The organism is Paenibacillus plantiphilus, from assembly GCF_927798095.1.
GTDB classification, from domain to species: domain Bacteria; phylum Bacillota; class Bacilli; order Paenibacillales; family Paenibacillaceae; genus Paenibacillus_Z; species Paenibacillus_Z plantiphilus.
Genome location: NZ_CAKMMF010000015.1, coordinates 125,723 through 147,865, shown reverse-complemented (window position 1 = coordinate 147,865; position 22,143 = coordinate 125,723). Strand labels below are relative to the sequence as shown.

Here is a 22,143-nt window from a genome sequence, read left to right as displayed (position 1 = left end):
AAGTGACGACGACTGACTCCAACCATACGAATCCCATTGCGCCTAACATACTCAACCAGAACTTTGCCACAACAGCTCCGAACAAAGTGTGGGTGACGGACATCACGTACATTCCTTGCCGGGAAGGACGGCTCTATCTGGCCAGCGTACTGGACTTATTTACACGCAAGATTGTAGGTTGGAAGCTCGCCGATCGAATGACCACAGACTTGGTTCTAGCTGCGCTAGATCAGGCCTATGCATCGCAAAAACCAGGGAAAGGTTTGATCCACCATTCTGACCGTGGTTCGCAGTATGCGTCGGAGGAGTACCGTAACCGACTGATGAAATACAAGATGACAGCCAGTATGAGCCGCAAGGGAAACTGCTACGATAACGCCTGTATCGAATCCTTTCACAGTGTGCTGAAGAAGGAGTTTATTTACTGCACCAAATTTCAGACGAAGGCCCAAGCGCAACAAGAAGTATTTGAGTACATCGAGCTCTTTTACAACCGGAAGCGAATCCACGGTTCATTGGGTTACTTATCCCCTGACCGATTTGAAGCTGAGTACTACAAAAATATCGCGTGAGCAACGTTATTGGGTGTCTACTTTCTTGACAGAGGTCCAAAAATCCTCTTACAGATGATAAGGCAGCCCAGAATGCTCTTCGACTATCTCCATAAGGCGGAAATACCGCGTTACAGCGCGGAAACGTGGAAAGAAACGCGCTGTAACGCTGAAAAACCCTCTTACAGATGATAAGGCAGCCCAGAATGCTCTTCGACTATCTCCATAAGACGGAAATATCGCGTTACAGCGCGGAAACGTGGAAAGAAACGCGCTGTAACGCTGAAAAATCCTCTTACAGATGACAAGTCTTCGCAGAATGCTCTTTGGCTGCATCCATAAGGCGGAAAAACCGCGTTACAGCACGGAAAAATGGAGTGAAGTGTGCTGTAAAGCTGAAAACCTTCTTACAGATGACAAGTCTTCGCAGAATGCTCTTTGGCTGCATCCATAAGGCGGAAAAACCGTGTTACAGCACGGAAAAATGGAGTGAAGTGTGCTGTAAAGCTGAAAAACCTTCTTACAGATGACAAGTCTTCGCAGAATGCTCTTTGGCTGCATCCATAAGGCGGAAAAACCGCGTAAGTCGCTTGGAATGGTTCATATTGGCTTGTTCTCTGTATGTTGCAGTAACAAAGCAGCAAGCAACGGCTGAGGCTGTGTATAGGTTCAGAAGGAAATGTATTGCGCTTCTCTGTACTTTTAGGGTTAAATGGAACCATATTGCTATATAAAAGGTGAGGACATGAACAAAGAGACCGCTATTCTTATCGTGGAAGACGATAATGACATCAATCAATTGCTTTGCAGCATTGTTCGAAAGAGCGGATACACCGCTCAACCCGCATTTTCAGGTACGGAGGCGCTGCTTTATCTGGACAAGCAGGAATGGCAGCTGGTGCTGCTTGATTTAATGCTGCCAGGCTTGTCAGGTGAGGAACTGCTGGCGCGTTTTGGCGAGCAGCGGGCATTCCCCGTCATTGTTATTTCGGCAAAAGGCGAGCAGCAGACGAAAATCGATGTGTTGCGTGCGGGGGCGGATGATTATATTACGAAGCCTTTCGATATCGACGAGGTATCGGCTCGTATTGATTCCCATCTGCGGCGGTATCAACGCACAGGACCAAGTATGGAGCCCAAGCTTCTCAAGCATAAGGATATTGTGCTCGATCCCGATGAACAGACTGTAACGGTTGGCGGTGCGGATCTTGCTTTGACCGCGCGGGAATACAGCATTCTAATGCTGATGATGACATCGCCGCGGAAAGTTTTCACCAAGGCCAATCTGTTTCAGAGCATTTGGGGCGAGGAGTTCATAAGTGATGACAATACGTTGAATGTCCACATCAGCAATCTGAGAAGCAAGCTAGGCAAGGCCAATCCAGGGGAAGAATATATTGAAACCATCTGGGGCATGGGATATCGGCTGAAAGCTTTATAAATTATTAAGAATTGCTTTAGCTCCAATTATGTTCTCCTATGTAAGCTGGTTGTAACACATAAGGAGGAGCGAGAGGACAATGAATGAAGATGTTCTTCAAACCAATCAGCTTACGAAAATTTTCAAGAAGAGCGCTGCTCTCGATAAGGTCGATATGTCAATCAAGAAAGGCTCGATATATGGTTTTATCGGACAAAATGGTGCTGGCAAATCGACTTTAATCCGTATCGTGACCGGACTTGCTTTTCCCAGCGGTGGAACAGTTGAGCTCTTCGGGCAGAGCGGGCAGAAAGAGATTGTAGCCGCACGGAAAAGGATCGGCTCTATCATTGAAGGACCTGCGCTGTTCCCGAACCTGTCAGCTGCAGACAATCTGGAGGCGCATCGGCTGATGAAAGGCATACCAGGCAAGGACAGTGTGGCCAGAACGCTGCAGTTTGTCGGATTGCGGGACACGGGGAAGAAGAAGGCGAAAAATTTCTCGCTTGGGATGAAGCAGCGTCTCGGTCTGGCAATTGCACTGCTTGGCGATCCGGAATTTCTTATTCTGGATGAGCCTACGAACGGCTTGGACCCAATGGGCGTAGTTGAGATGAGAGAGCTGCTCAAGAAGCTTAACCGTGAGAGAGGAATAACCATTCTAATCTCCAGCCACATTCTGAGCGAGCTGCATCTGCTTGCGACCCATTTCGGAATCATTCACCATGGACAATTGCTGGAGCAGCTATCGGTTAAGGAATTGAATGAGAAGTGCCAGCAGTATATTCATATTAAAGTGGATGATTCGGGAAAAGCGGCCGCTGCTATAGAGTCAAAGCTCGAAACGACTGATTTCGAGGTGATTGCCGGAGGCGTTATTAAGCTGTACAAGTATTTGGACCAGCCGGGCAAAGTCTCGACTCTGCTGGCAGCCGCAGGTCTTGAGATCGAACAGTTCATGCCGATGGGCGAGGATCTGGAAAGCTTCTTCACCAAGCGGATCGGAGGTGTTCGCCATGGATAATCTGTTGAAATCCGAGCTGTTCAAGCTGCGCAAGAACAGGACCTTCTGGACTCTGATTATCATTATCCTGTCACTGGCGGCGAGCTTTGTCGTGCTAACCTATATCGACATCCGAATGAACGGCGAGCAGCAGGTTACCGGCTTGGATTATTTGACGGAAACCTTCTCGGGCAACAACTATATGATTAAGCTGGCTCTCTCGATTCTTGCAGGCTTGTTCATGGCTAGCGAATATATGAATGGTGTCATGAAGACGATAGCATCCTCTGGCAACAGCAGAGTGCGTATTTATAGCGCTAAGCTGCTCGTGATCTCTTTTGCAGCAATCGTAATTTCACTTGTATTTCCGGCTACGATGCTGACTTTAGGAACACTGCTATCTGGTTTTGGAGAGCTGCCAGGCATATCGTCAGTTGAATATTTGCTGCGTTCGGCAGGGTTGACGTTCCTGTATGCAATGGCATTTGCTTCGATTGTAGCGTTTTTCAGCACGGTCTTTAGTGATAGCGGTCAGACGATAGGTGTCTCGCTCATATTTTTCCTGTTCATTGATACGGTCTTGTATACGCTTGGGAGTTATTTTCCAATCATTGAAACGCTGGACAATTATTTTGTGTTCAAGCTGTCTATGGAGATTGGCGAATTGAACATAGCGAATGACGTATTGTTCAAGCTTGCAGCAGTTCCCATTATCACGTATATGTTGTTTGGCCTATTGGGCGCCTGGATCTTCAGCAGGAAAGAAATTAAATAAATAGGGATCGGTTGAAGGAGGGGGCAGGCATGATCTATATCGTAATTTTGTCGGTAATAGCGGTGGTGTTCCTGCTCACCCGTCTTCTGCTTATTAGGCGTGAGATGAGAAGGATAACAGCCCAGCTTAAGCAATACAACGACCATAAAACGGAGAAGAAAATTCATCTGACCTTTTATGAGAAGGGGCTTGAATCGCTTGCAGCAGAAATTAACCGGCATTCGGAGCTGCTCGTACAGGCGAACGCCGGAAGAAGACGTACGGAGGACGAGCTTAAGCAAGCGGTGGCGGGTATGTCTCATGACATTCGCACACCGCTTACGTCCATTTTTGGCTACATACAGCTGCTGGAATCGGATCGTGTGACCGAGGCGGAAAAACTGGAATATGTAGCAATTATCAAGAGCCGGACCAAACGGTTGCAGGTTCTGCTGAATGATTTCTTCGAGCTATCTGTCATTGAGTCTGTTGATTACGCCATGAAGCTGGAGCGTTTGAAGCTGAACATCACGGTGACAGAGGTGCTGGTCAATTATTACGATCTGTTCTCTGAGCGAAATATAGAGCCTGTCATCTCCATTCCGGAGGAGGATATCGTGCTGATCGCAGATGATTCTGCCGTGAAGAGGGTCGTGGAAAATTTAATTATTAATGCTATTAATCATTCATCAGGGCCAATAAGCATCACGCTTAGCAGGCTGCCTTCAGGAGGAAGTCTGACCATCAGCAATGAAGCGAACCATCTGAAATCAGAGCATGTGGAGCTGATGTTCAACCGCTTCTATACAGCTGATCTGACGCGAACAGGCAATCGAGGAACAGGGCTTGGATTGTCGATCGCACGAAGCTTAATGCACCGCATGAACGGCAAGCTCACCGCATCGCTCCAGGATGGTCATCTGCACATGACATGCCAGTGGACGGATACGTAGAGCGCTCATTACCCGATAATGATTTTGTCCTCCGGATATTTGATCAGCTCTTTCTCTGGCTTGGAGGTCAGTGCGTAAGCAAGTGTAAGTGGTCCGAGCCTTCCGAGAAACATCATGATCGAGATCATGATTTTGCCGAATGTCGTTAGATCCTGTGTCAGCCCCATGGACATCCCCGTAGTGCCGAACGCCGAAGTGACCTCGAATAGAATTTCCAAAAACTGATGATCCTCTGTTGTCGACAATACCATGGATACGAAAATGATAAGCATGAGTGCGAGCAGCGTCATCGTGATCGCCTTGTTCACACGATCCTTGGACAGGCTGCGTCGGAAGAAAACGATCGTTTCCTTGCCGCGAATCATCGCGATGACTGCGCCAAGAAGAATGACAAAGGTTGTAATCTTGATGCCTCCGCCCGCAGAGCCAGGGGAAGCGCCAATAAACATCAGGATGACGATGAAAAACTGTGTGGCCTGCCGCATATCCGCAACATCCATCGTACTGACACCGCCAGAACGAGGGGAGATAGCCTGAAACAGGCTTCCCAAGCTTTTCTGAGCGAAAGTGAGCGGTTCGAAGGTGAGCGGGTTCGAATACTCAAAGATGAAGATGGTAATCGTGCTGATTGCTATAAGTGCGCCAGAGGCAGAGAGCACGACCTTCGTATGTAAGGTGAATTTCTTGTTCTTAGGAAATTCCAGCAAATCCGCGATAACGATGAAGCCAATGCCGCCGAGTACGATAAGCAGCATGACGATCAGGTTGACGGCGGGATCATGAGCGTAGCCGGCCAGGCTGTTGAAGGGCGCATGAATGCTTCCAAACAGATCAAAGCCGGCATTATTGAACATGGAGATGCTGTGGAAGAAGCCGAAATAAATCGCTTTGGCAAAGGGCATGTCAAAGGACCAGCGAATGGTGAGCAGGATGGCTCCCGTTAGCTCGATAAACAGCGCATAGAACAGTACTTTGCGTATGAGTCGAACGATGCCGTCCATTGAATTCTGCTTCATGGATTCCTGAAGGATTAGCCGTTCTCTCAGCGAAATTCGCTTGCGCATGACAAGAGCGATCATCGTGGCCATGGTCATGAAGCCAAGTCCGCCAATTTGCACGAGCGTAATCATGACCATTTGACCGAACATGGAGAAATGAGTGCCTGTATCCATAATGACTAGACCGGTTACACAGGTAGCTGAGGTCGCAGTAAAGAAGGCATCGATAAAAGGGGTGGATACCCCCGAAATAGTCGAGATAGGCAGCATGAGAAGAATTGTGCCGATGAGAATGATAAGGACAAAACCCAGCGCCAACGTTTGAGGCGGGGACATCCTTTTGAATGGGGGTTTCTTCTTTATCACGTCAGATTCTCCTTGTGGGTGTGCGAGTCATAGGCGAATATCGCTACTATTCCCATAGCTTGTACAATGCGAGTCCATTATACAATAGACATGATGTAAATGACTACAGCCATTCAAACGTCCATGCTGCAGCTCCTACACCCGCAGCAAATAATGCATTAACGTATAGAGATGCGGATATTTGCCTGATCGCTCCAGCCAGCGTATCTCCTGGGTGAACGCATCGAATATCGGACCGGGATATGCTATGCCAGTATAGTCGAACAGCTTCGTTATCGGGAGCTCGAAGCGTCTCAAGTATCCGACTGCCTCCAGCATTCGGTGAAGCACAGGAACCAGCAGCTTATATTGCTGCGGCTGCTCATTGGCTAGGAGCTCATGGTAATTGCCGAGTGCCTCATTCATTCGGTGAACGGCAAAGGGCAGCGGCAAAAAGGTGAGCAGCAGAAACAATTGCTCGATCTCGCGATATTTTTGCTGAAATTTGAAAAAGTTAATCTCCGCCTCTGCCTCGTTCAATGTGGACACAGGATGTTCTTGATGATAGGTGAAAGGATGGCGGATATGCGCAAACTTGTAGCCTTGTCTGAACAATCGGTACCCCATCTCCAGATCATCCCAGCCATAGCCCTCGTATTCTTCATACAAGCCATGACGCAGGAAGGCTTCCTTGCCAAGGGAAACATTGCCGGTATAGAAGCTGAGCCAAGGCAGATGGAAGCCTTCAAACCGATCGCCGTGACGCTGTAAAATCTCATTCTCATACGCTTGCTCGAACGGCTTCTTAAACATCATTTTGCGGAAATCTCCATTATGGATCTCCTCGCGGGTGAAGAGAAATACAGTTTCGCCCTGCTCGGCATAGGGCTTGGTGCGCATGAGGAGCTCAGGGCTGGCGATTAGCAGCTCGGCCAACTGGTGCTTCTGTTTGTCGGAGAATGCGCTGCTGACCTGGGTATAGACCCCCTTCATAGTTAGAACACCTTCCGCGACGAGCTGATCCTGCGCTTTGTGCAGCGCGACATGAGACGCGATAAAGCCTGGTTCTACGATAATTTCCGCATCGAGAAAGATAAGCCATTTGCCTTGGGCATGCTTAATCCCCATGTTGCGAGCAGCAGGCCGTCCGATATTGCCCTGGGCGCTCAAGCTATGAAATGGAAAGGGGAATGTATGCGTTGATGTGATAGAAGAGGTGGCATCCGTGGAGCCGTCATCAATCAGTATAACTTCGAACTTGTCATGCGGATACGTCTGATTCTCCAGTGAATACAAGGTCATCAAATTCAAAGGGAATCTATTATGGGAGGGCAAAATAACGGATACATCGATTTCCACTTCCTTCACTCCTCTACTTGTTCTTATCTAAACCAGTCTATGAATGTTCATGAAGTAGAGTGTGGTCGAATATACGGTGAGCCCCTCGTTGCAGTACAAATGCCGTTGCGAAAAAGCAAGGCATTCATAGAATGATGACAAATCCTGTTAGGACCAAGTGGAGGGCGGTGGAGGTGTTCGCATGATACATGAAACTTACGATCACAGGTTGATCGGCCGTTTGAATGAAGCTGTCACGCATCGCGAAAGTCTGCTGGATGTTGGCAGCGGTCTATGCGTATTGCTGGATTATCTGGATTATAAGCTGATTGTGGCGCTTGATATTCATCGGCCCTATCTGATCAATCGCAAATCAATGGCCAATCATATTATTCCGATAAATGCGGATGCGAAAGAAATTACAGGGTTGTTTCTCCCGGATTCCTTCTCGACGGTGTCGTTCATCGATACGCTGGAGCATTTTACGAAAGAGCAGGGGACAAAGCTGCTGCAGGACGCAGAGCTGATTGCAAAGCATCATGTCGTTGTTTTTACGCCGAGAGGTTATTTTCCACAGCAGGAAATTGATCATTATGGGTTGAACGGAGAACAATATCAGACACATCTGAGTGGATGGGAGGCAGAGGAGCTTGAGGCGCTGGGCTATGAGGTGACGATTATGAAGGGCTTTCATGATAACGGAAATGCGGCATTCGTCCGAGCCTATGGCGCCGATCATGAGCCTGTGGACGCCTTATTCGCGCTTAAGTGGAAGTGACTCATTATAAGCCGAAGGCATTTTGGCGCCTTCGGCTTTTATGTTATTGTTGTTTAGGGATGCGAATGTTATAAAATGCTAAAGGAAGCTGTGGTGAAATCGCAGGAATAGCGCGGTGGAGAAGAATAAGGGGATCGCCGACCATTACATAATCAGGGGGACAACTGAAATGGATCATCAAAGCTCGAACAGCCAATTGCCGGATATTGTTCAGAAGGCGCAGCTTCATGCTCCAATACAGAAGGTATGGGCCGCAGTGGCTACTTCGGAAGGATTGGCGTCATGGTTTATGCCGAATGATATGGAGCCTGTACTTGGGCGCGAATTTCATTTGGAGGCAGGTCCGTTCGGCAGGCCGCAATGTAAAATAACAGAGGTAGAGCCTACGGAACGTCTGTCATTCAATTGGGGCAAGGATTGGACGCTTACGTTCGAAGTCATGGAACAAGGCGGGGGGACTGCGTTCACACTTATTCACTCCGGCTGGGTTTCTGGTGGGGCTACGGAGTTTGGTCAAGCGCATTCGGAGGTGGCGAAAGGATGGCCGGCGGATGGGCAGGTCTCGTAGAAAAGCTGAGACAGTATGTTGAGGTCTGAGCGCAGCCTAGTGCTGGAAGAAGTTATTGCTGGACATGTATAAATGCTGCAAACTGACCCAAATTAACGATAGATGACGCGTTAGTATGGGGAGGAAGCATGAAAACGTATGATTGTGCTATTATTGGCGGCGGTTTAGCTGGGCTCCAGGCAGCGATTCAACTTGGCAGGTACAGGCATGAGGTTATCGTTGTGGATGATGGAGAAGGCCGATCGAAGCTGTGCCGCTGCTACCATAATTTGTTGGGCTGGCCGGATGGGGTGAGCGGGAAGCAGCTGCTGGAGCTGGGCAGAGGACAAGCGTTGAAGCTGGGCGTGGAGTTTAGAGACGCACGTGCGCTGACAGCCGCGCAGATTCAGGATGGTTTCGCAATTGGTGTCTCAGACGGGGGACGTATCGCTTCGAGATGTCTGCTGCTGGCAACCGGTGTTCAGGATCGGATACCCATCAAGCAGCAGCTGATGGAATGTCTTGGCCTGAGCGTATTCGTATGTCCGGATTGCGATGGCTATGAGGTGAGGGATCAACGAGTGCTCGTGCTGGGCTCAGGGAATGCAGGTGCGGCCATGGCTTTAACGCTGCGTTATTGGACTTCCGATATTATCTATGTGAATCATGAAGGCGCGAAGATGGATGACGGAAAGTATGAACAGCTTAGCGCGTCAGGAATCGCTTATGTGGAGGATCGAATTGAAGAGATTGTGCAGCAGGATGGACGGCTGCAGGGCGTGAGGCTTGAGCGCGTGGGATATATGGAAGGCAGCTATGGCTTTACTGCGTTCGGCGGCAATCGGGTACATTCCGAGCTGGCTGTTCAGTTAGGAGTCGCATTAACAGACAATCAGCATATAACGACGGATCAGCGTACAAAAATGACCTCGGTCGAAAATGTGTGGGCAGCAGGCGATGTGACGCCTCATTCCGAGCAAGCGGTCATTGCGATGGGCGACGGCTCTCAGGCAGCAATCTGGATACACAAAAGTCTGCTTCGTCAAACGATTGACATGTAATTATGGACGTTAATGAACAATCGCCCCGATAAGGTTGACGTTCTTGAATTCACTGTTATAATCAAACTGGAATCAGTCGGTTTTGAATGTTCCGGCGTTGTGAATCAAAGGAGGGCAGCAGACATGCATGTACCGATGGGGGTATGGATTTCCGCAATTGTAATTGTAGCGATACTTACATGGATGACCATTTGGATAACGAACAAGGCTTACTCCAAGAAATGGGAAGATCATGATAATGAAAAAGACGGGGAGTTTAGATAAGAGCTTCAATTCCCGCCACAGTGTTATCCTGCAATGTATGCCATAGATTCTTGCATTTATAAATGATGGTCCGTCAGGCCAAGTCCCGCTAGTGGAGGATGCCTTGATGGGCCTTTTTGCTATGAGGTCAGCTGCAAGGAGGGACTGGGACAGGCTGCTGATGGCGAAATGATTATTATAAAGTTTCACCTGCCGCTGTTGACAAAAACAATAGGGGAGGTTACTATATTCACATACCCCATGGGGTATTTATTATTTGTCTTTTATATACCCCGTAGGGTATAAATACAGCGTAGAGGTGATCTAAGATGAAGAATGAAATTCGCGGCAGCCAGGTTCTGGATTGCAGGGGTCTCGCATGCCCGCTGCCAATCGTCAAAACGAAAAAAGCGATAGACACGATGATTGCCGGTGAAGTGATTGAGGTGCAGGCAACAGACAAAGGCTCGCTCGCTGACTTTAAGAGCTGGGCCGGCAATACCGGGCATCAATATTTGGGCACCCTCCATGATGGAGATGTGTTGAAGCATTTTATTAGGAAGGCAGCTCCTGATGAGACGAGAGATGAGGTTCATTTTGCCCATGTCATTGACAATGCCGAGCTGCAAGCGAGACTGCAACAGAGCGACAAAGCCGTTGTACTCGATGTGCGCGAACATGCCGAATATGGCTTCAATCATATTCCTGGCGCTATCTCCATTCCTCTAGGCGAGCTTGAATCGAGATGGAGCGAGCTGGATGCCCGGACGCAGATCTATGTGATTTGCCGGACGGGAAGAAGAAGCGATACTGCTTGTCAATTGCTGCATGACAGGGGCTTGCAAGTTGTTAACGTTATCCCTGGCATGGCCGAATGGTCGGGTGCAACAGAAGCCAGTGCCCGTGCTGAGTAAAGATCCCAATGATGCTCTGGAATAAAGCCGCCGGAATGATACTGCGGAATAATTTGAGCTAGAGAAATGGAGGAATAACAGATGGGAATGACTGCATCACGATCAAGGAAACCAACGCTGATGACGGCAAGCGAGCTGGCTGGGATGATTCTCAGGAAGGAGCAATTGTTTCTGCTGGATGTTCGGAATGAGGGCGATTATCAGAATTGGAGAATCGAAGGCGATTCAATAACAGTGATGAACAAGCCGTATTTTGAACTGCTGGACGGGGTTGAAGCGATCGTTGATGAATGCCCTCGGAATCAGAAGCTGCTTGTCGTCTGCGCCAAGGAGGGCTCCTCTTATTTTGTCGCGGAGCAATTAATGGAGGCTGGCATTACGGATGTGTATTATCTTCAAGGCGGTATGAAATCATGGAGCGAGCATATCGAACCTGTCAAGGTTGGCGAGCTCAAGGATGGCGGAGTTCTCTATCAGTTTGTGCGTTTGGGCAAGGGCTGTTTATCCTACATGATCATCTCCGACGGGGAGGCTGCGGTCGTTGACGCAATTCGATTGACGGATGCCTACGAGCAGCTCGCCCGGGAGAATGGGGCCGTTATTAAGCATGCCATCGATACACATCTGCATGCGGATCATATATCTGGCGGAAGAAAGCTGGCGGAGGCATCAGGCGCAAGCTATTGGCTGCCGCCCAAGGATGCGGAGGAGACAGTCTTCCCTTACAGCCGCTTGGAGGAAGGCTCTCCAATTGCAGTGGGACATTCTGAAATTGCAATTCAGCCGATTTATTCGCCAGGCCATACGATTGGCAGCACCTCGCTTCTGATTGAAGATACGTATCTTCTGAGCGGAGATATTCTATTCGTTGCTTCTATCGGCAGACCTGATCTGGCTGGCAAGGCAGAGGACTGGGTTCATGATCTGCGTTCATCGCTTTATGAAACCTTCAGCCGCTTGGATCCGGAATTAATCGTGCTGCCTGCCCATTACGGCAATCGGCAGGAGCTTCGCGAGGATGGCAGTGTTATGGCGCGTCTGGGTGATTTATTCCACAGCAATCCGGGACTGAATATCGCTGACCAAGAAGCATTCCGACATGCCGTTACGAGCGGCCTGCCGCCGCAGCCGCATGCCTATCAGGAGATTAGAGAAACGAATATGGGAAAGCTTCAGCCAAGCGAGAGCGAACAGGGCGATATGGAGATCGGTCCCAACCGCTGTGCAATTCATGACCGTTAACGATTCAGAAGATCTTTATGACCGCAATAGATTCAATACTTTATAAGGATCAGGCACAAACGCAGCGCTCGTGCCTCCTCCTGCATGGAGGTGGTGGAAGGTATGGATGTTGGGTTAATCGTTCTTTTATTCGGTATTGGCTTGGTCGGGTCCATGCTCTCTGGTTTGGTAGGGATAGGCGGCTCTATCATTAAGTATCCGATGCTGATGTATATTCCTCCCGCTCTGGGCTTCGCGGCATTCACTGCGCAGGAAGTATCGGCGATCAGTGCGATTCAGGTGTTCTTCGCAACGCTTGCCGGCATGTTTGCCTATCGCAAGGATAGGCTCGTGAACAAAGACTTGGTACTGTACATGGGCGCGACGATTGTACTGGGCAGCTTCATAGGCGGCTATGGGTCGAAATTTTTACCAGATGCAGCTATCAATATGACCTATGCAATTCTGGCACTGGCTGCTGCAGCGATGATGATGCTGCCAAAAAGCTCGGAGGAAGGTTCCTCCGAATTCACGTTCAATAAAGGATTGGCGGCGCTGCTGGCCGCTGTCATTGGCATTGTATCCGGCATTGTCGGTGCAGCAGGCGCGTTTATAACGGTCCCAGTGATGCTTGTCGTCTTGAAGGTTCCAACAAGAGTTGCAATTGCCTCTTCACTGGCGATTACCTTTATTTCCTCCATAGGATCAACGGTCGGCAAGCTTATGGGGGGACATATGCTGCTGCTCCCCTCCATTATTATGGTTGCGGCGAGCTTTATCGCTGCCCCTGTAGGCGCCGTATGGAGCAAACGAATGCACACAAAAACGTTGCAATGGATTCTGATTATTTTAATTATGGCAACGGTTGTGAAAATATGGTTGGATATTATTGTTTGATACTAAAGGAGGTCCGCACCGGCTCATGAATACGATACCGACGAAAGACAAAACAACGATTGTACTGTTCAGCGGAGAGCTGGACAAAGCGATTGCCGCCTTTATTATTGCCAACGGCGCTGCTGCTTATGATCATGAGGTGACGGTATTCTTCACCTTCTGGGGGCTGAATACGTTGCGCAAGCATGAAGTCGTGAGGGTGAAGAAAGGGTTGCTGGAGCGGGCCTTTGGCTGGATGATGCCGCGAGGGGCAAAGAAGCTGGGACTTTCCAAAATGAACTTCATGGGTATGGGACCTGAAATGATCAAGCATGTTATGAAAAAGCATCATGCATTGTCGCTTCCTCAGCTTATTGAGCTGGCACAAGAGCAGGGCGTAAAGCTTGTTGCCTGCACGATGACAATGGAGCTGCTCGGCTTGCAGGAGCCAGAGCTGATTGACGGGCTGGAGTATGCCGGCGTTGCGGCCTATCTTGGCGATGCGACAAATGCCAAGGTCAATTTATTCATATAGGCTGGTGGGATTTTATTTTTTGGCCTATAATATACCCATAAGGGTATGTGTAAGGAGGAGCGATCAGTTATGGGCTACGAGTACAATGATGATGTGAAGAAACGGCTGCGAAGATTGGAAGGGCAGGTGCGCGGCGTGCTTCGGCTAATGGAGGAAGGCAAGAGCTGCAAGGACGTTATCACGCAATTATCAGCAGTTAGAAGCGCTGCGGATAAAGCTATCGCCCAGATTGTAGCTGAGAACCTGGAGCAATGCATTATTGAGGAGCAGGCTGCAGGCGGAGATACGAGACGAATGGTTAAGGAAGCGATAGAATTGCTAGTGAAGAGCCGCTAGTGTGAGGGTAGTATCTTAAAGTTGATAGCGGAGGAGCGCAAGGTTCGCTCCTCTATTTGTGTAGATAGAAATCATTACCATATTATTGACATGTAATAGAAAATTACATTACAATGTTTGGAAGCAAGCGGAGGGTATGGTTAATAAGTAAGGTCCGAAACCACAATCAGCGGTTGACGCTATCGAAGAACGAGCGGGTATTATGGTTCAAAAGAGGGGATTGCATGGAAACAGAGAGGGAGCTGCGGGAGCTCAAGGAACGATTACAACGATTGGAAACGCAGCAACGACGGCAATCAAGGTCCAGCGGATGGCTAAAAATCATTGTATGGGTTTTGGTGATTCTGTTCACTTGGCTGATTTTAGTCGGAATCTTTCAATTTATTGGCTCATCATCCAGTTCGTAGTCGTGTATGCCGAGAGCTGATCAAATGTACAAAATGAAGGGGAGTTGACAGATGAAATCTATTAAGGGAATGCTGCTCATTATTGTAGGTATTGTATTATTGGCTGGTTGTAATGGACTATCTAGTGCTTATAAAGGCGAAGAACCAGAAGACCCTAAGCTGAAGGAAGCAATTATTGGTTTTTTTGCGGAATTTAATGATACCCTTACATGGGAATATTCAACGGATAATTATGTTATGCAGGAATATGAGCGAATCTCGGGAGACAATTCAGAGAAGAAATCGCTTGAGAAGATGAAGCAGCAGATTCATGAATTTTATAAGGACGACATTGAATTTATTGATTTCTATGTTGATGAAATTATGTTCATGAGCGAGTACTCTGTTGTAATTGAAGTAACTCGCAAGTGGGGAAATGAAGCTGAGGATGTAGCGAGGTATACCTTGTTGAAACATAATGGTGAATGGAAAGTCGATCAGTAAGGAAGGGATGAAGAATGGAATGGAACAGGGGTTTCATTACTTTATCGTCATATCGAAGCATCGAATGATCAATCATTATTTGCCGAAGCTGCTGAATTGTCTGGATCGGCTGGAGGAAGCGGACATTTGGAGCGCTGAACGGAACAGCAATAGCAGTAACAGCAGCAATAGCATTGGAGGTATTGTACTTCATCTGATGGAGCATGTGCAGCGAAATGCAGACAGGCTCTATGAGCCGGAGCGCATGTATGACAAGGGCATCGAGAATTATTTTCCGAATATGAAGCTGGACAACATACAATTAAAGAGCCGCTTGGAAGCGGTGTTTCATGAGCTTAAGCATGCGATGGAGACGGTCTCACAAGGCAGCATGGATATGTATGGGCTCTATCATCTAGTAGAGCACACCGGTTATCATGTGGGGCAGATCATAGATCGGGCACAGTGGCTAACAGGGCATCAATTTCAATTCGTGCAGAACGGCATCCATGAGCGCGGGTTGAAGGAACTGATCGAGGCAGAATGCAGAAGAGGATCGTAGGCGGCAACAGCGGAGTCGGAATTGAGGTTCTAGCGACATAAAAAGATCGGGTGATGAATCATGCCGGGAATTGAGCATTATACTTTGTTCGTGCTGTCGGCGATTATTCTGAACCTTACACCAGGCAGCGATACGTTGTATATTGTAGGGAGAACCTTATCTCAGGGCAGAAGTGCGGGATTGTTCTCTGTGCTGGGAATTGTATCAGGGGCATTGCTGCATACGTTATTCGCCGCAGTAGGGTTATCGATCATCCTGATGCAATCTGCCATCGCTTTTACCATTGTAAAGTGGGCTGGTGCTGCGTATCTGATCTATCTCGGCGTTAGAGCGCTATTCTCGAAGTCAGATGGAATTGTGATGGATGATGCAGAACGCACCCGTTCGATGCTGGGAAAAATCTATTGGCAGGGACTGGTGACAAATCTGCTTAATCCGAAGGTGGCCATCTTTTACTTGGCTTACCTCCCGCAATTTATTGCGCATAAACAAGCGTATGGAGCACTGCCATTTCTCATTCTGGGCATTACTTTTATTGTAACGGGAACAATCTGGTGCGTGTTATTGGTTATGAGCGCCGAGTTGATGTCTAGAACCATTCGGAAGAGCAAGCTGTCGGGCCAGCTTAATAAAGTAATGGGCGCTATTTTCATCTATCTGGGCTTGAAGCTGTTGAGTGAAGGGAAACCGTAGAAGGATCGGTATTGAGTCGCTTTGAAGGTGAGGTGAGGACAATGGGCATCTATATTGCGCTGCTTCGCGGCATTAATGTCAGCGGACAAAAAATCATTAAAATGGATCGTTTGCGAAACCTGTTCGAATCCTTGAATTATCAATCGGTTGTGACCTACATACAAAGCGGCAATGTTGTATTCCAAACAGCGGAAGGGGACACAGCGCTAATTCGACAAACCATTGAGCATGGAATCAAAGAGACGTTCGAGTTCGATGTTACTGTCGTTGTCCGTACAAATGATGAGCTTGAAGAAAGCATACGGAACAATCCTTATGACCGGATCGAGCTGAATGCGGATGATCGGATTTATTTGTCTTACTTGGCTGAACGTCCGAGTGAAGAAGCGATAGACCGGCTGCTGGCCTTCAAAAATGATAGTGACGATTATGAGGTCATCGGACGGGAAGTTTATATTCTATGCCGAACTGGATATGGCAAATCGCTGTTCTCAAACAACTTTCTGGAGAAGAAGCTGGGCGTAGCCGCAACGACCCGCAATTGGCAGTCGGTCAATAAAATTGCTGACTTGTGCAGGACGATCGACAATAATTAGAACGATGAACGATGAACGATGAACGATGAACGATGAACGATGAACGATGAACGATGAACGATGAACGATGAACGATGAACGATGAGTGATTATCGATGAGCGATGCGATGCTCGATGAGATGTTCGATGAACGATGCTCGATGCAAAGAGATACATAAGAGACGCTAAGCCTTCTAAAGAGTAGGGCTTGGCGTTTTTTTCTGACCTTTCAGAAAGTATGAAATTGCTGTCCTATTCAGGATGTTTGGTCTGCGGGAATTCATAGAAGGGACTCAAGCAGTTTGTGTACGAAGGTCGTCATGAGATTATCGTCGATTGCGGGGTGTCGATGCTGTAGACTACTGTAAGCGGGTAAAACCCACTAGCGTTGCATAAAACCTGACACAAAAAAAGGTGGTAAGAAAACGAAAAATCTCCTAATGTAGAGTCGTAGGCACGTTGTCCATCGACCTCTACAAAAGGAGACCACCATGGATAACGTAACCCAATTATCAGTCATTCGTCAATGTTTATCTTTACTGCCTGTTGATGTGAACGAACGGTTGCTTTTCGATCACTATGCCAAAAAGCTGACGATTCATAAAACAATTCGGACATTTGTTGCTGCGCAGCTTCAGCATTGGTCTTCTTATGCGGAGATGGAATCCACCATTCGTGCCCATCCTGAACTGCAGCGGGTACTCGGTTTTACGAGCATTAGCGGTTCCCAGCTATCACGCAAGCTGGATCAGATTCCGACGGAGCTGTTGGAGGATCTTTTCCACCAATGTGCCACACGTCTCAAACAGTTGAAGTCTCAACCTAACCCTGGTCAGCTCGCATTTCCTTGGAAACTTCGTATCCTTGACTCTACCAGCCTGCGCTTGCCTCTCCAACTCGGAGATTGGGCGCGGATGTCCCGATACGAAAGTGGCGTGAAAATGCATCTTCGCTTACTCGCAACGTCGCCTGACGAGGCCATTCCAGAAGCGATGATCCCGACGACCGTGAATGTCAATGACCGAACCCCAGCTATCGACCTCGTCGTGGAGTCCGATGCCATTTATGTCATGGATCGTGGATATGACAAGTATACACGGATGGACGAATGGGTCGAGCGCAAGATTTTGTTTGTTCTGCGGGTACGCGATCGCACCTTCACTAAAGAGGTGGAAGTCTATCCGGTTCCCGAGCATACGAACATTGTGCGTGATGCTAAAGTACTCGTTGGCGCTTCTCCTAGCTATATGGAGCATCCGCTTCGGTTAGTTGAATTTCATGACGAGCAGGGTCGGTTGTATCGGATCCTTACCTCTGTCTGGGATCAGTCTGCGGAAGAGATCACACACATGTACAAGTGCCGTTGGCAGATCGAGCTGTTTTTCAAGTGGCTCAAACAGCATGTTCGTTTAGTGAAGCTGTACAGCTTTAAGCCGCAAGCCATCTGGAACCAACTCTATCTCGCTCTGATTACTTCTTTGCTCGTACATGAAATCAAGCGAATGACCCAGACCCGCCGTTCTCCATGGGAGGTACTCCGGCTGTTGAGGATCTATTTCTTTAAAGAATGGTCGGCGTATGAGAGCGAGTTGCATCGTAAGCCCAGTAAAACGTCAAGTGGGAGGCAGAAGAGCGCGATGAAACCCGCTATTTCTGTACGAACCACGATTGGAATTCTAAAACCGCCAACACAGAAGTATAGCTAATCAATGACATAGTCAACCATTTTTTGGAACTTCGTGCCCACACCTATTCGAGTGAGTTCTTTTGGATCTTGTGACGAAAAATGAACTGTAAAATATTAAACCTTCATCCATATTCAGTTAGCGATAGTTCTCATGTTAACTTTTGTGCAAGGCTAGTGGGTAAAACCTGCTTAAAGCTGCTGAAAGAAACTGGACCGGTCGTTTAAGCGGGAAAAATCGCCTTACAGCGCGAATGAGTAAGTAAAACGTGCTTAAGTGGAGACGATAAGAAGACAAAATCCGCTTACAGCTGCCAGAAATTGCGCGATCATTCGTGTAAGCCGAGAAAATCGTCTTACAGCCCGGCCCGAATGAGTGAATGAGTTGTGCTTTGAGTATTTCAGGGGTATGTGGACTAGGGCGCGAGTTTGAGTTGCATTTATTCTTCAAATCGAAAAGGACCGTCAGGATAAATTCCTGACGGTTTTTCTTATACGCCATAGTTGTTTCTAATTGGAAAAAATGATATCATAAATATATCATAAAAATATCAATCAAAAGAGGTGCGCTATGAAAGAATTTAAAGCGTGGCATATCAATGGTTTTGTAGCTTTGCTGCTGTCTGCTGTATGTGCAATTGCCGGGGGGTTCGCTATTTATTATGGGGTGGAGGGCGTCACGATTAACATTACGCTGGTTATTGCTGGTATCGTGCTGTTGATACTGACAGGAGTCGGCGCTTCCTCCTTGACGATTATTCAGCCTAACGAAGCGAGATTGATCACATTCTTCGGCAGGTATATCGGAACCGTTCCGCGTGATGGAATGTGGATGGTAGTTCCTTTTACAGAGAAGAAGAATGTTTCGCTCAAGGTTCGCAATTTCAATAGCCAGACTTTGAAGGTCAATGATGCAGAGGGCAATCCTGTGGAGATCGGCGCTGTCGTCGTATTCAGAGTCGTGGACACAGCTAAAGCAACGTTCGATGTAGATAATTACGAGCGCTTCGTCGCCATTCAAAGTGAGACAGCAGTTCGACACATTGCGGCACTGCATGCTTATGACAACTTCAATGATGAGAAAGGTATGTCTCTGAGGGGGAATTCAGACGAGGTTGCAGTTCAGCTTATGAGGGAGTTGCAGGTTCGTCTGGACGTTGCTGGCGTGCAGGTGCTGGAAACTCGCCTGACTCATCTTGCTTATTCACCGGAAATTGCCAGTGCAATGCTGCAGCGCCAGCAGGCGTCTGCGATTGTATCGGCCAGACAAAAAATTGTTGAAGGTGCTGTGGGCATGGTAGAAGCAGCATTGCGCCAGCTGGAGGATAATGGAATTGAATTGGATGCGGAACGGCGTGCAGCCATGGTGAACAACTTGATGGTCGCTATCGTATCCGACCGGTCTGCAACGCCGGTCATTAATACGGGCTCCCTGTACTGATAGGGACCACTTATAATGGCTAAAGAAAAGAAGGCATTCCCGCTCCGTCTCGATCCCGAGCTGCACCGGGCGCTTGAGAACTGGGCAGCCGATGAGTTCCGCAGTGTGAACGGGCATATCGAATTTCTGCTTCGCGATGCGCTGCGCAAGGCCGGAAGATTGACTTCTAGGAAAGAGGAATAAGCGTTATACTAGTGGGAAGCGAAGCCGCGGGAAGCGAAGTCGCTTCCCATATTATTATACAGGAGGTCAATCCGTCGCAATGTACAATGAACCACAGAAACAAATTGATGCGAAAGCGCTAAAGGCATGGCAGCTTAGCGGATGGATTTCCGCTGCTTTTTATCTAATAATCGTCATTGCGCTTCTCGTGCTTTCACTCTTGTTCAGCTGGCCAATCTGGATATTTGCACTGGTGCTTGTTCTTGCCATTTGCGGATCTTACATTGAAATCGCCGTATGGCCCAAGCTGAGGTACAACCAGTGGAGATATGAGATTGACGAGGATGGCATTGAGCTTAAGCATGGCATTATATTTCGCAAGCGAACGTCGATCCCGATGGTCCGCGTTCAGCATGTGGATAAGAAGCAGGGCCCTATTCTCCGTCATTATCAGTTGGCCACTGTTACCTTCTCGACGGCTGCAGGCAGCCACGAAATACCGGCATTGACGGATGAAGCAGCCGACGATGCCAGAAGGCAGATCGCCAGACTGGCGAGGATCTCCAATGAAGAAGTCTAATGGGCAGGAGCATCTTAAAGGGAGCAGGCTGCATCCGATCTCGCTTATCTTTTTCATATTCAAAACGATTAAGGATTTATTGTATCCGCTATTAGTATTCGTCATTTCGACCATTGTGCGCAAGGAGATTAATATGCTGTGGGTTGGCGGCGGAACCTTGCTGTTTCTAGTATTGCTCGCCTTTATCAGTTATTTTACCTGGTATCGATTTGTGTACACGATCGAGCAAGGCTCGCTTCATGTGGAGCAGGGAATATTCGTGCGGAAGAAGACCTGGATATCGAAGGACAGGGTGCAAGCTGTCAATACGTCAGCGGGCATTATCCATCGCATGCTTGGACTTGTTAAGCTCAGTGTGGAGACCGCGGGCGGGAAGAAGCCGGAGGCTGTGCTGAACGCGATTACGGCTCAGGAGTCGGAACGGATTCGAGCAGCGCTGCTGCTGCATAAAGAGGCAAATAATCAGGTTGATCAGACTCGGCATTCTTCAGTTGCGGACGAGCAAGTCGTCCAGGCTGCTTCGTTCGAGGAAGGCAAGGCAGCAGAGGGCAATGCCAATTCCGTACTTGTTTTGTCGACTAAGTCGGATGAGCCGCAGGAGAGCCGTGTCCTGTCGATTAAGGATTTGCTGCTGTTCAGCGCAACATCAGGACGGGTAGGCATTATTATCGCTCTGTTCGGAGCGGCCTATTCGCAATTGGATGATGTATTAGACAGAATGTTTAACTTCCGAGATATCATTTCTTCTTGGTTGAATTCCCATACCTTGAATATTGGAATCATCAGCTTGCTGTTTGTCGCGGGGCTGCTAATTGCTTGGATCGTGGCTATTATTTTCACTTCTTTGAAGGAGTATGGCTTCACACTGAGACAGATTGACGACAAGCTTATCATTACACGGGGATTGCTGGAGAAGAAGCAAATAACGGTGCCGATTCAGAGCATTCAAGCGATCCACCTGACTCAGAATATATTGCGGCGCCCGCTAGGGCTGTTCAGCGTGCATGTTGTCGCTACTGGCTATGATGAGAAGAATGGAGCTTCAGCTCTTATGTTCCCGCTCATACGAAGCGCTGAGCTGCCACATTTCCTGCAGCGATTCGTACCATTGTATCAGGTTCCAGAGAGATGGGAGCGATTAGAGCAGCGAGCGCTGTCCAGCTTTATAACGATTCCGCTCCTCCTAACGATAGCTATTATTATTCCGGCGATCATCTGGATTCCGGGCTCATATGGCTGGTTGGCGGTGTTCCTGCCTCTATTCGTTGGCCTCAGTGCCTGGTTGAATTATAAGCATACAGCATGGTCGTTAATGAACAGCCAGCTATCGATTCAATATGGCGGATTCACCAAACATCAGGCGCTTATCCACAGGAAACGCATTCAGTGGAACAGAATGTCGCAAACACCGTTTCAGCTTCGCAAAAATCTGACGACGATCTCAGTTGCTCTGGCCTCAGGCCGCAGCAATGCTACGTTCAATGTCAGGCATATGCCAGAGCAAGCGGGCTATGAATTGAAAGGCTGGCTGGCAAATAGCAACCGTCAAGGGAAGCTCCCTTGACGGTTGTTTTTTGTGCCTCGCATGGCGGCTAAACAGGGCGGAGAAAGTCCGCAGAGGGGGCATTTTCGTACGCTGTCTTTACGGTGACGAGCGGTTTTTCCGCTTTCTAATGAGTAATTCATTTATTATAATTCCAACCA

The 22,143-nt window shown here is 48.2% G+C and carries 25 protein-coding genes and 1 pseudogene; 24 read left to right on the top strand and 2 right to left on the bottom strand.

Going from position 1 to position 22,143, the window contains the following annotated elements:
- From L6H65_RS14715 to L6H65_RS14695, 5 genes are all read left to right on the top strand, one after another.
- On the top strand, nt 1-572 hold a 572-nt coding region (locus L6H65_RS14715; RefSeq protein WP_236343357.1), incomplete at its 5' end, for an IS3 family transposase.
- Nucleotides 573-1,296: 724 nt separating this feature from the next.
- A complete protein-coding gene (locus L6H65_RS14710) occupies nt 1,297-1,992 on the top strand; it encodes a response regulator transcription factor (RefSeq protein WP_236343356.1) in 696 nt (231 codons plus the stop codon).
- A 79-nt stretch (nt 1,993-2,071) separates the two neighbouring features.
- Nucleotides 2,072-2,995, top strand: coding sequence for an ABC transporter ATP-binding protein (locus tag L6H65_RS14705; protein WP_236343355.1), 924 nt, complete (start codon nt 2,072-2,074; stop codon nt 2,993-2,995).
- Complete coding sequence (locus L6H65_RS14700) at nt 2,988-3,749, top strand: DUF2705 family protein (protein ID WP_236343354.1); 762 nt, start codon at nt 2,988-2,990, stop codon at nt 3,747-3,749. The genes L6H65_RS14705 and L6H65_RS14700 overlap by 8 nt, the downstream gene beginning before the upstream one ends.
- A 29-nt stretch (nt 3,750-3,778) precedes the next feature.
- Nucleotides 3,779-4,681 (top strand): sensor histidine kinase, encoded by a 903-nt coding sequence (locus tag L6H65_RS14695; RefSeq protein WP_236343353.1) that lies wholly within the window; start codon nt 3,779-3,781, stop codon nt 4,679-4,681.
- An 8-nt stretch (nt 4,682-4,689) separates the two neighbouring features.
- On the opposite strand, the gene L6H65_RS14690 is transcribed toward L6H65_RS14695, so the two are convergent.
- Together L6H65_RS14690 and L6H65_RS14685 are read right to left on the bottom strand one after the other, a co-directional pair.
- The gene (locus L6H65_RS14690; RefSeq protein WP_236343363.1) at nt 4,690-6,015 is read right to left on the bottom strand and encodes a TrkH family potassium uptake protein; all 1,326 of its coding nucleotides are present in this window, start codon (nt 6,013-6,015) and stop codon (nt 4,690-4,692) included.
- A gap of 165 nt (nt 6,016-6,180) precedes the next feature.
- On the bottom strand, nt 6,181-7,383 hold the full coding sequence (locus L6H65_RS14685; RefSeq protein ID WP_236343352.1) for a glycosyltransferase family 2 protein: 1,203 nt from the start codon (nt 7,381-7,383) through the stop codon (nt 6,181-6,183).
- A gap of 181 nt (nt 7,384-7,564) precedes the next feature.
- Here L6H65_RS14685 and L6H65_RS14680 point away from each other — a divergent pair, with 181 nt between their 5' ends.
- The 19 genes and pseudogenes from L6H65_RS14680 to L6H65_RS14590 all read left to right on the top strand — a co-directional run bounded on the left by L6H65_RS14680 (nt 7,565) and on the right by L6H65_RS14590 (nt 22,003).
- The gene (locus L6H65_RS14680; protein ID WP_236343351.1) at nt 7,565-8,140 is read left to right on the top strand and encodes a class I SAM-dependent methyltransferase; all 576 of its coding nucleotides are present in this window, start codon (nt 7,565-7,567) and stop codon (nt 8,138-8,140) included.
- 169 nt (nt 8,141-8,309) lie between these two features.
- Nucleotides 8,310-8,737: pseudogene (locus L6H65_RS14675) on the top strand (SRPBCC family protein).
- 99 nt (nt 8,738-8,836) lie between these two features.
- Nucleotides 8,837-9,748 (top strand): NAD(P)/FAD-dependent oxidoreductase, encoded by a 912-nt coding sequence (locus tag L6H65_RS14670; RefSeq protein ID WP_236343350.1) that lies wholly within the window; start codon nt 8,837-8,839, stop codon nt 9,746-9,748.
- Nucleotides 9,749-9,871: 123 nt separating this feature from the next.
- Nucleotides 9,872-10,012, top strand: a complete 141-nt coding sequence (locus L6H65_RS14665) for a hypothetical protein (RefSeq protein WP_236343349.1) — start codon at nt 9,872-9,874, stop codon at nt 10,010-10,012.
- Between the two features lie 308 nt (nt 10,013-10,320).
- Nucleotides 10,321-10,905 (top strand): sulfurtransferase TusA family protein, encoded by a 585-nt coding sequence (locus tag L6H65_RS14660; protein ID WP_236343348.1) that lies wholly within the window; start codon nt 10,321-10,323, stop codon nt 10,903-10,905.
- Nucleotides 10,906-10,992: 87 nt separating this feature from the next.
- Nucleotides 10,993-12,147 (top strand): MBL fold metallo-hydrolase, encoded by a 1,155-nt coding sequence (locus tag L6H65_RS14655; RefSeq protein WP_236343362.1) that lies wholly within the window; start codon nt 10,993-10,995, stop codon nt 12,145-12,147.
- Nucleotides 12,148-12,249: 102 nt separating this feature from the next.
- A complete protein-coding gene (locus tag L6H65_RS14650) occupies nt 12,250-13,023 on the top strand; it encodes a sulfite exporter TauE/SafE family protein (RefSeq protein ID WP_236343347.1) in 774 nt (257 codons plus the stop codon).
- Nucleotides 13,024-13,048: 25 nt separating this feature from the next.
- On the top strand, nt 13,049-13,537 hold the full coding sequence (locus L6H65_RS14645) for a DsrE/DsrF/DrsH-like family protein (protein WP_236343346.1): 489 nt from the start codon (nt 13,049-13,051) through the stop codon (nt 13,535-13,537).
- Nucleotides 13,538-13,606: 69 nt separating this feature from the next.
- On the top strand, nt 13,607-13,873 hold the full coding sequence (locus L6H65_RS14640; RefSeq protein ID WP_236343345.1) for a metal-sensitive transcriptional regulator: 267 nt from the start codon (nt 13,607-13,609) through the stop codon (nt 13,871-13,873).
- Nucleotides 13,874-14,075: 202 nt separating this feature from the next.
- Nucleotides 14,076-14,300: a hypothetical protein gene (locus tag L6H65_RS14635; protein ID WP_236343344.1), complete on the top strand. Its 225-nt coding sequence runs from the start codon at nt 14,076-14,078 to the stop codon at nt 14,298-14,300.
- A 31-nt stretch (nt 14,301-14,331) separates the two neighbouring features.
- Nucleotides 14,332-14,763 carry a hypothetical protein gene (locus L6H65_RS14630; RefSeq protein WP_236343343.1) on the top strand — a complete coding sequence of 144 codons (432 nt, stop codon included), beginning with the start codon at nt 14,332-14,334 and terminating at the stop codon, nt 14,761-14,763.
- Between the two features lie 19 nt (nt 14,764-14,782).
- Nucleotides 14,783-15,304 (top strand): DinB family protein, encoded by a 522-nt coding sequence (locus L6H65_RS14625; RefSeq protein ID WP_236343342.1) that lies wholly within the window; start codon nt 14,783-14,785, stop codon nt 15,302-15,304.
- Between the two features lie 60 nt (nt 15,305-15,364).
- A complete protein-coding gene (locus L6H65_RS14620; RefSeq protein WP_236343341.1) occupies nt 15,365-15,997 on the top strand; it encodes a LysE family translocator in 633 nt (210 codons plus the stop codon).
- An 11-nt stretch (nt 15,998-16,008) separates the two neighbouring features.
- Complete coding sequence (locus L6H65_RS14615) at nt 16,009-16,593, top strand: DUF1697 domain-containing protein (RefSeq protein ID WP_236343340.1); 585 nt, start codon at nt 16,009-16,011, stop codon at nt 16,591-16,593.
- Between the two features lie 470 nt (nt 16,594-17,063).
- Nucleotides 17,064-18,278 (top strand): IS4 family transposase, encoded by a 1,215-nt coding sequence (locus L6H65_RS14610; protein WP_236343339.1) that lies wholly within the window; start codon nt 17,064-17,066, stop codon nt 18,276-18,278.
- Nucleotides 18,279-18,827: 549 nt separating this feature from the next.
- Nucleotides 18,828-19,697 carry an SPFH domain-containing protein gene (locus tag L6H65_RS14605; protein WP_236343338.1) on the top strand — a complete coding sequence of 290 codons (870 nt, stop codon included), beginning with the start codon at nt 18,828-18,830 and terminating at the stop codon, nt 19,695-19,697.
- Nucleotides 19,698-19,712: 15 nt separating this feature from the next.
- Nucleotides 19,713-19,880: a type II toxin-antitoxin system antitoxin gene (locus L6H65_RS14600; RefSeq protein WP_236343337.1), complete on the top strand. Its 168-nt coding sequence runs from the start codon at nt 19,713-19,715 to the stop codon at nt 19,878-19,880.
- Between the two features lie 79 nt (nt 19,881-19,959).
- On the top strand, nt 19,960-20,439 hold the full coding sequence (locus tag L6H65_RS14595; RefSeq protein ID WP_236343336.1) for a PH domain-containing protein: 480 nt from the start codon (nt 19,960-19,962) through the stop codon (nt 20,437-20,439).
- Complete coding sequence (locus L6H65_RS14590) at nt 20,426-22,003, top strand: PH domain-containing protein (protein WP_236343335.1); 1,578 nt, start codon at nt 20,426-20,428, stop codon at nt 22,001-22,003. Before L6H65_RS14595 ends, L6H65_RS14590 begins: the two co-directional genes overlap by 14 nt.
- Nucleotides 22,004-22,143 lie beyond the last annotated feature (140 nt).